The sequence below is a fragment of the Streptomyces sp. NPDC057654 genome (genome assembly GCF_042800135.1).
In the GTDB taxonomy this organism is placed as follows: domain Bacteria; phylum Actinomycetota; class Actinomycetes; order Streptomycetales; family Streptomycetaceae; genus Streptomyces.
The window spans coordinates 1-6,896 of the sequence record NZ_JBHVHQ010000439.1 but is presented as its reverse complement, the minus strand read 5'-3'; the positions used below and the strand labels follow the sequence as shown (position 1 = coordinate 6,896).

General features: G+C 71.6%; 9 protein-coding genes. 4 read left to right on the top strand and 5 right to left on the bottom strand.

What is annotated here, in order from left to right; all coding sequences use genetic code 11:
• The coding region (locus ACFU99_RS27065; protein WP_384396620.1) for a DNA-3-methyladenine glycosylase family protein at positions 1 to 650 on the top strand (650 nt) is incomplete at its 5' end.
• Here the strand turns inward: ACFU99_RS27065 and ACFU99_RS27060 are convergent.
• Both ACFU99_RS27060 and ACFU99_RS27055 read right to left on the bottom strand, forming a co-directional pair.
• A complete protein-coding gene (locus ACFU99_RS27060; protein WP_384396618.1) occupies positions 647 to 1,114 on the bottom strand; it encodes a helix-turn-helix domain-containing protein in 468 nt (155 codons plus the stop codon). The genes ACFU99_RS27065 and ACFU99_RS27060 overlap by 4 nt on opposite strands.
• A complete protein-coding gene (locus ACFU99_RS27055; protein ID WP_384396615.1) occupies positions 1,111 to 1,392 on the bottom strand; it encodes a hypothetical protein in 282 nt (93 codons plus the stop codon). The genes ACFU99_RS27060 and ACFU99_RS27055 overlap by 4 nt, the downstream gene beginning before the upstream one ends.
• Positions 1,393 to 1,580: 188 nt before the next feature.
• Here ACFU99_RS27055 and ACFU99_RS27050 point away from each other — a divergent pair, with 188 nt between their 5' ends.
• Positions 1,581 to 2,744 (top strand): DUF4037 domain-containing protein, encoded by a 1,164-nt coding sequence (locus ACFU99_RS27050; RefSeq protein WP_384396612.1) that lies wholly within the window; start codon positions 1,581 to 1,583, stop codon positions 2,742 to 2,744.
• On the opposite strand, the gene ACFU99_RS27045 is transcribed toward ACFU99_RS27050, so the two are convergent.
• Positions 2,735 to 3,892 carry an FAD-dependent monooxygenase gene (locus ACFU99_RS27045; protein WP_384396610.1) on the bottom strand — a complete coding sequence of 386 codons (1,158 nt, stop codon included), beginning with the start codon at positions 3,890 to 3,892 and terminating at the stop codon, positions 2,735 to 2,737. The two genes, ACFU99_RS27050 and ACFU99_RS27045, sit on opposite strands and share 10 nt — an antisense overlap.
• Positions 3,893 to 4,030: 138 nt before the next feature.
• Here ACFU99_RS27045 and ACFU99_RS27040 point away from each other — a divergent pair, with 138 nt between their 5' ends.
• Together ACFU99_RS27040 and ACFU99_RS27035 are read left to right on the top strand one after the other, a co-directional pair.
• A complete protein-coding gene (locus ACFU99_RS27040) occupies positions 4,031 to 4,642 on the top strand; it encodes a TetR/AcrR family transcriptional regulator (protein ID WP_384396607.1) in 612 nt (203 codons plus the stop codon).
• Between the two features lie 164 nt (positions 4,643 to 4,806).
• Positions 4,807 to 5,535 (top strand): hypothetical protein, encoded by a 729-nt coding sequence (locus ACFU99_RS27035; RefSeq protein ID WP_384396604.1) that lies wholly within the window; start codon positions 4,807 to 4,809, stop codon positions 5,533 to 5,535.
• 51 nt (positions 5,536 to 5,586) lie between these two features.
• Here ACFU99_RS27035 and ACFU99_RS27030 read toward each other — a convergent pair whose 3' ends face one another.
• Both ACFU99_RS27030 and ACFU99_RS27025 read right to left on the bottom strand, forming a co-directional pair.
• Positions 5,587 to 5,979 (bottom strand): hypothetical protein, encoded by a 393-nt coding sequence (locus ACFU99_RS27030; RefSeq protein ID WP_384396601.1) that lies wholly within the window; start codon positions 5,977 to 5,979, stop codon positions 5,587 to 5,589.
• Between the two features lie 74 nt (positions 5,980 to 6,053).
• Entirely contained in the window at positions 6,054 to 6,281 is a 228-nt protein-coding gene (locus ACFU99_RS27025; RefSeq protein ID WP_384396597.1) for a DUF2992 family protein, read from the bottom strand.
• Positions 6,282 to 6,896: the final 615 nt, after the last annotated feature.

Below are 6,896 nucleotides of genomic sequence, written 5' to 3'. Positions count from 1 at the left end.
TCTCCCTAGACGACGACGCCACCGGCTTCCGCGCGCTCGCCGACGCCGACCCGGTCGTCGCCGGGCTCCAGGCCGAGTTCCCCGGCCTGCGGCCCGTACTGTTCCACTCTCCGTACGAGGCCGCCGCCTGGACGGTCATCGGCAACCGCCTCCGCATGGACCAGGGCGCCCGCGTCAAGGCCCGCATCGCCCAGGAGTACGGGCAGGCCGTCGACGTCGCCGGCCATCGGCTGCACGCCTTCCCCGTTCCGTCGGCGCTGCGCCGCCTCGACCGCATCGCGGGGCTGCCCGAAGTGAAGACGGAGCGGCTGCGCGCCATCGCCGACGCGGCGCTCGACGACCGTCTGAACGCCAGTCAACTTCGTGAGCAGCCAGCGGAGTTCGCGCTGACCGACCTCCGGGAGCTGCCGGGCATCGGGCCGTTCTCCGCCGAACTCATCCTGGTCCGGGGCGTCGGGCACCCCGACATCTTTCCCTTCCACGAAATCCGCCTGCACCAGGCCATGGCCGCCGCGTACGGCCGCGACGCCGCGGCTTCCGGCGACACCGCGTGGCTCACTGCGGTCGCCGGGACCTGGCGCCCGTACCGTAGCTGGGTAGCGCTCCATCTGCGCCTGCGCGCGGAGGAGCGGGCGGCGGTCTGCCGCTAGCCCTGCTCGGGCTTGGGCTCGGGGTCGGCGCTCTTGTCGGTCGGAGCTCGGGTGGGGCTCGGAGCCTTGGCGGCGTTCTCCCTGTTCAGATAGTTGTAGACGGTGAAGCGGCTGACGCCGAGGGCGGTCGCCACCGTTTCCACGCCGTGGCGCACGGAGAACGCGCCGCGCTGCTCCAGGACCCGTACGACCGACTGCTTGGTCTTGCGGTCCAGCTCCGGCAGCGGCATGCCGTGCCGCCGCTCCAGCTCGGCCAGTATGTGATCGAGCGAGTCGGAGAGGTGCGGCAGGCGTACGGCCACCACGTCGCGGCCCTCCCAGGAGAGCACGACGTCGTCGCCGCTCGCCCGGCCCGGGGTGACGAGGTCGCCGCCCATGGCGTCGACGAGCGGCTTGATCGCCAGCAGGAACGGGTGGTCGCCGGGCGGCGGAGGGTCACCGGTCGTCCCGGCCCCGCCCGTCATGCGTCACCCTCCGCTGCGGCGTTCTCCGCCACAGAAGTCTCCGCCACGACGTTGACCTGCAAGGACACCCGGGTGGCGCCCGCCGCCAGCGACTCGCGCAGCATCGAGTCCACCGTGGTCAGCACCGTGTCCGCCGTCCCCTCGGCGGTGTTGCCGAACGGGCCGACGTCCACCGCGTCCAGCGCCGCGGACTGCACGACCTCGCGAGCTATCACCGCGTGCTGCGGAGGCTCGTCGAGGTCGAAGGGCTCGGTCGTGAACTCGACCCTCAATCGCACTGTGTCCACTCCTGTACCCGCGTCTGTACCCGCATCTGTATCTACATCGAATCGAACCGCTCCTGTGGTAACCAGTGTAGGGAGCGGCCTACTTCGGGCGGCGTAAGGAAAGGTTCGCGGGCCCCCGCCTCGGGCAGGGAGCGAAATCCGGTTGCCCCGGCGCGCTGCCGTCCGGCACGGTCGCCGTCATGACGCCCCCCGACGCTCCGTCCGCACCCGGCCCCGTACCCGAATTCGTACCCGGCATCGAGCTGTCGCGCGTGCTGTACGTGGAGGCGGTGCGGCCGCTGCTCGACGCCGCGTATCCGGGGCTGCGGTACGCCGCCGCGCGGGTCGGCGGCGGCTCGGAGGTGCTGGGCTTCGACACGCCGAGGTCCGCGGACCACGAGTGGGGTCCGCGGCTGGAGCTGTTCCTCGGCCCGGACGACCGTGCCCGGCACGGCGCGGACATCCACCGCCTCCTGTCGGAGCGGCTGCCGAAGCGGGTGCTCGGCTGGCCCACCCACTTCCAGGAGGGCGACGATCCGCTGGACCCCGTCGGCCGGATGCGGCCGACCGACGGGCCCGTCAACCACCGGGTGTCCGTGCACGAGCTGGACGCGTGGCTCGGCGCACAGCTCGGGCTGCGCGCCGGGCTGGGCTCCGCCTATACGGAGCCCAGCACCGACGCATGGCTGGCGATGCCGCAGCAGCGGCTGGCGGAGACCACCGGCGGCGCGGTGTTCCACGACGCGACCGGCTCACTCACCGCCGCGCGGCGCGCGCTGGCCTGGTATCCGGAGCAGGTGTGGCGTTACCTCCTGGCCTGCCAGTGGCAGCGGATCTCGCAGGAGGAGGCGTTCATGGGGCGCTGCGCGGAGGTCGGCGACGACCTCGGTTCGGCGGTCGTGGCCGGGCGGCTGGTGCGGGACCTGATGAAGCTGTGCCTGCTGCTGGAGCGTCGCTACGCCCCGTACGGCAAGTGGCTCGGCAGCGCGTTCCAGCGGTTGGCGGCGGCCGAGACGCTCACGCCGACACTGCGCGGGGCGCTGGCGGCGACGGACTACCCGGAGCGGGAGCGCCATCTGACCCGTGCGTACGAGACCGTCGCCGAGCTCCAGAACGCGTCGGGGCTGCTCAGCGCCCCGGTGGACCCGAGGCCGCGTCCGTACCACTCCCGCCCGTTCCTGGTCCTGCACGCCGAGCGCTTCGCGCAGGCGCTGGCGCGTACGGTCACGGACCCTAGGCTGCGGGACCGGCCGCTGACGGGCGGTGTGGACCAGTGGGCCGACAGCACCGACTTCCTCCGTCAGGGCGCCGGCGCGTCGGCCGCGACCGATCGGCCTCAGGAAGGGCCGTCCGCTCAGACCTGATACTCCTTCAAGTCAATTGTCGAGACCGGCGCTTCGTCCATCGCGTAGAGTCCCGGCCCGTCGCCGTCCTCTTCTTCTTCCGGGGAGTCCCCTTCTTCCGGGAAGAAGGATTCGGCCAAGCGGCGGCCGAGGACCTGGTTCTGGTCGACGTAGTCGCGCATCTCCTTCTCGAAGGCGGCGTAGGCCGTTTCATGGTCGCCCGCCGCGGCCGCGAGTTCCCCGGCGAGGACGTACGCGCCGACCAGCGCCTGTGACGTCCCCATGCCGGAGGTCGGGGCGGCGCAGTAGGCGGCGTCGCCGAGGAGGACGACGCGCCCGCGCGACCAGGTGTCCATCCGGATCTGGTTGATGCCGTCGAAGAAGAAGTCGTCGGCGTTCTCCATGAGGTCGAGCAGCCGCGGTATCTCCCACCCCTCGCCCGCGAACCGCTCCGCGAGGAAGCGCTTCTGCGCGGCGATGTCGCGCCGGTCGACGTCCGTCGGCGGGGCGGTGCAGAAGAGGCCCGCGAGGGCTTCGGTGTTGTTGCGGGCGCTGAAGATCATCGCGGCCTTGTCGCCGAGGCGGCAGAGCACCCCGCGGTGGTCGAGGTCCAGATAGTTGGGCGCACGGAAGACCGCGCTGCGGAGGCCGAGGTCGTGGGCGTACTCCGACTCCGGGCCGAAGACGAGGCGGCGGACGTTGGAGTGGGCGCCGTCGGCGCCCACTACGAGGTCGAAGGTGCGGGGCTCGCCCTTCTCGAATTCGACGTGCACTCCGTCCGCGCTCTGGACCATGGAGGTGATGGAGTCCCCGAAGACGTATTCGGCGTCGCGTCGGGTCGTCTCGTACAGCACGCGCGTCAAGTCCCCCCGCAGCACTTCGAGTTCACCGGACATGAACTCGGCCGGCAGCGTGGCGAGGGTCTCGCCCTCGCCGTTGACCACTGTCATGCCCTTCATGGCGGTGTCGTGCTCGCGCACGGCCTCGAAGAGGCCCATCCGCTTCAGGACGTCCATCCCCGCGCCGCGGAAGTCGATGGCGTGGCCGCCGTCGCGCAGGTCGGGGGCGAGCTCCACGAGGGTGGTGCGGAAGCCATAGCGGTGCAGCCAGAGGGCGAGGGCGGGGCCGGCGATGCTCGCGCCGGAGATGAGGACGGATTTCTGGTTCATGACGGCTCCGTTTCCGTAAGGGCCCCGCGAGGCGGTGACGACCCGTTCGCGGCGGCCGCCCCAGAAAAGCACAGTCACTAAATAAGTGCAATCACTCAACTTATTGAATGGCTGCACCCATGCGGTACCGTGGATGCCATGACCCAGCCGACCGGACCCGGACGCCGCGAGCGCAAGAAGGCCCAGACCCGCAGGGCCCTGGCCGACGCGGCCCTGCGGCTGTTCTCCGAACGGGGCTACGACCAGGTGACCGTCGCGGAGGTGGCGGAGGCCGCCGACGTCTCGGTGACCACGCTCTTCAAACACTTCTCGGGCAAAGAGGCCCTGGTCTTCGACCTCGACGCCGACCAGGAGGAGGCGCTGGTCTCGGCGGTGCGCGACCGGCCGGCGGGCCAGACGGTCCTGGCCGCCCTCCGTGCCCACCTGCGGACGGCGGGCCCCCTGGACCCAGCGAACGGGCCGGAGTACCGGCAGTTCAGGACGCTGATCGGGTCGACTCCCGTGCTGGGGGAGCACTTCCGGCGGATGTGGGGGCGCCACGAGGAGGTGCTGGCCCGCGCCATCAGTGAGGCGGCCGGGGACTCGGAGGCCGACGTCACCTCGCGCACGATGGCGCGGTTCACCTTGCAGGCGGTGCTGCTCGCCTCGGAGGACTCCGATCCGCAGCGGGCGCTGACCACGGTATTCGACCTGCTGGAACGGGGCTGGGGCACGTACGACGCACGGACCGCGCAACCCGCGCCCAGCTGATACGCCCGATCCCCATTCCGACCCCCACTCCGGTCCCCGCTCCGGTCCCCGCTCCGGTCCCCCGGCTCCGGTCCCCGCCGCCGAACCGGAGTTTCCGTCCCCAACTCGTCGCGCATCATGGACGATGGACAGAACCTCCCCTACGGACCGCGCAGGAGCCGAACATGGCAGAGAGCGTGCCGGTACGCTGCCCGGCGTGCCGCCGCGAGCACTGTTTCACCCCGCCGACCTTCCCCTGCGCGTGCGGAGCCCCGCTCACTCTGCCCGTACTGCCCGGCTGCATACCGGAGTTGCTGGAACATCGCACCTGGCAGGAATCATGGGTGACGGTGCGGTGCCCGTCCTGCGACCGCCAGGACTCCTGGCCCGCACCGGAGTTGGGCTGCGCCTGCGGCGCGGTCGTCCGACTGCCCGTCACCTCGCCGCCGGACCTCGCCTGCCACGGTGACGGCCGCGCGTCCGTCCCCGGCCGGGGCCAATCCCCCACCTCGGCGGTACTGCGGCCCGCGTTCCACCCGGTCACCATCCGTACGGCACGGGACGCGGTGACGGCCGCCGCCCAGTACCTGAAGTGGCTGGGCTTCACGGGCATCAGGCAGTCACAGGACCGCGCGATATCCGGGGTGGACCTGCGCGGCCCCGGCATCATCGCCCAGATCGACCCGACCACTCACCCCACCGGCCTGCGCGCCGTCGAATGCCTGTGGCTCAACGGCATGGGCGACTCGGCCCTCAGCGTCTTCTTCTCCCTGGCCGGCTACGGCCGCGAAGCACGCCAACGCGCCGACGAACTCGTCCTCCCCCTCTTCGTCATGGACCTCACGGGTACCCCGCAGCCGGTGAACGACCCGGCGGACGACTTGATCCGCATGGGCCCGTGGCGCCCGCAGTGACTGCCTGAGCATCCCTTCGCGACGGCGGTACGCCCCGAACTCACTGCGGCCCTACGGGACCGCCCCTCCGGCCAACTCCAGCAGAGACCAACCGTCGACCTCCACCGCCCGCCGCCACTTCCCCGGCTGCCACCCGCGGCCCACCGCCGCGTCGAGCAGGGCGCGGACGGCTCCCGGTTCGTGCAGGTTCAGGGAGCCGCCCCGGACGTACCCCACGTCCCCGGACCCCAAGGGGAACCCGCCCGGAACGTACCTGCCCGGCCCCTCGGCGAAGACGATGCACAACGGACCGCCGGAACCGGCCGGCTGCGGGTACAGCGTGAGGGTCTCGCGGCAGTCGGCGACCCGGCCGCCGTCCAGCACGCGGTGACTGTGACGCAGCGTCCACAGATACACGCGTCCCTCGACGACCAGCCGGCGGGGTTTCTTCGGATTACGGGGCACGGAGCCGAGCGTACGCAGGCGGTTCCGGTTCCAAAGACACCGAGCGGTGTCGGGGACCTATACACATAACGAGGTCAGCGGCCGCGGTGGCGGGCCCTGGCCTTGGCTCGGGAGTGGGCGCGGCGTTGCTCGTCCTCGGCTGTGCGGCGGCGCTTGGCCGCGGCTTTGCTCTCGGCCTTGGTCACCTCGACGCTACGAGCCGGCGCTTCCTGAGCGGCGGTGCTGACCGGCAGGGCAGCTTGCTCGCGGGCGGCGACTCGGGCCAGGCGCTTGGGGCTCACCGCGCGGGGCCAACCGGACACCTGCGCTTCCACGACCGGGGCGACGAACGCCCGCTCCAGCAGCCGGCCGTAGCCCGTAGCCCGTAAACCCCGATCGTCTTGGTCAGGACAACTGCATGAGCGCAAGGCCACCGAGCCGGGAACTGCCGAAGTCTCTGCCGCAGGCCGGGCATCCGGTCATGATGCGGTGGCGGTCGAGGTTGCGCCCCAGAACAGGGATACCCGGCTCGGCGTAGATCACCTCGAACCTGGCGCTACAGACGAAGCATCGGTCCCCTGCGGGTCCACAGCGCGAGCGGCGACGGGGCTGGGGTTGGGGTTGGGGCGGGTTCGCTGTCTATCGCCGGGGTGTGGGTTGGTGTCGCGGGCGGCTGGCAGGTGGGGCGGTATTCGGCGTGGGTGAGTGCGGGTTTCGTCTCGGACCCTCCGGGTCCAGAGCGCCGGCAGCGGGAGGGAGGGGGCGGGGCAGCTGCCGGTTCGCTGCCTGCGGCGGCGTTCGTGGCTGGGGTTCAGGCTGGCTCCGCTGCGCTGCGCCGCTGGCTGCTACCGCGAAGTGGCCGTTCTGAGCTCTTCGGCTGCGGGCGCGTCTCGGACCCTGCGGGCCCACAGCGCCTGTAGCGATGGGCGGGACGGTGG

What these genes read in the sequence shown, in the direction of transcription:
- ACFU99_RS27040 (WP_384396607.1), top strand. Translation starts at nt 4,031, where the DNA reads ATGACCCAGCCGACCGGACCCGGACGCCGCGAGCGCAAGAAGGCCCAG.
- ACFU99_RS27045 (WP_384396610.1), bottom strand. Translation starts at nt 3,892, where the DNA reads ATGAACCAGAAATCCGTCCTCATCTCCGGCGCGAGCATCGCCGGCCCC.
- ACFU99_RS27060 (WP_384396618.1), bottom strand. Translation starts at nt 1,114, where the DNA reads ATGACGGGCGGGGCCGGGACGACCGGTGACCCTCCGCCGCCCGGCGAC.
- ACFU99_RS27035 (WP_384396604.1), top strand. Translation starts at nt 4,807, where the DNA reads ATGGCAGAGAGCGTGCCGGTACGCTGCCCGGCGTGCCGCCGCGAGCAC.
- ACFU99_RS27050 (WP_384396612.1), top strand. Translation starts at nt 1,581, where the DNA reads ATGACGCCCCCCGACGCTCCGTCCGCACCCGGCCCCGTACCCGAATTC.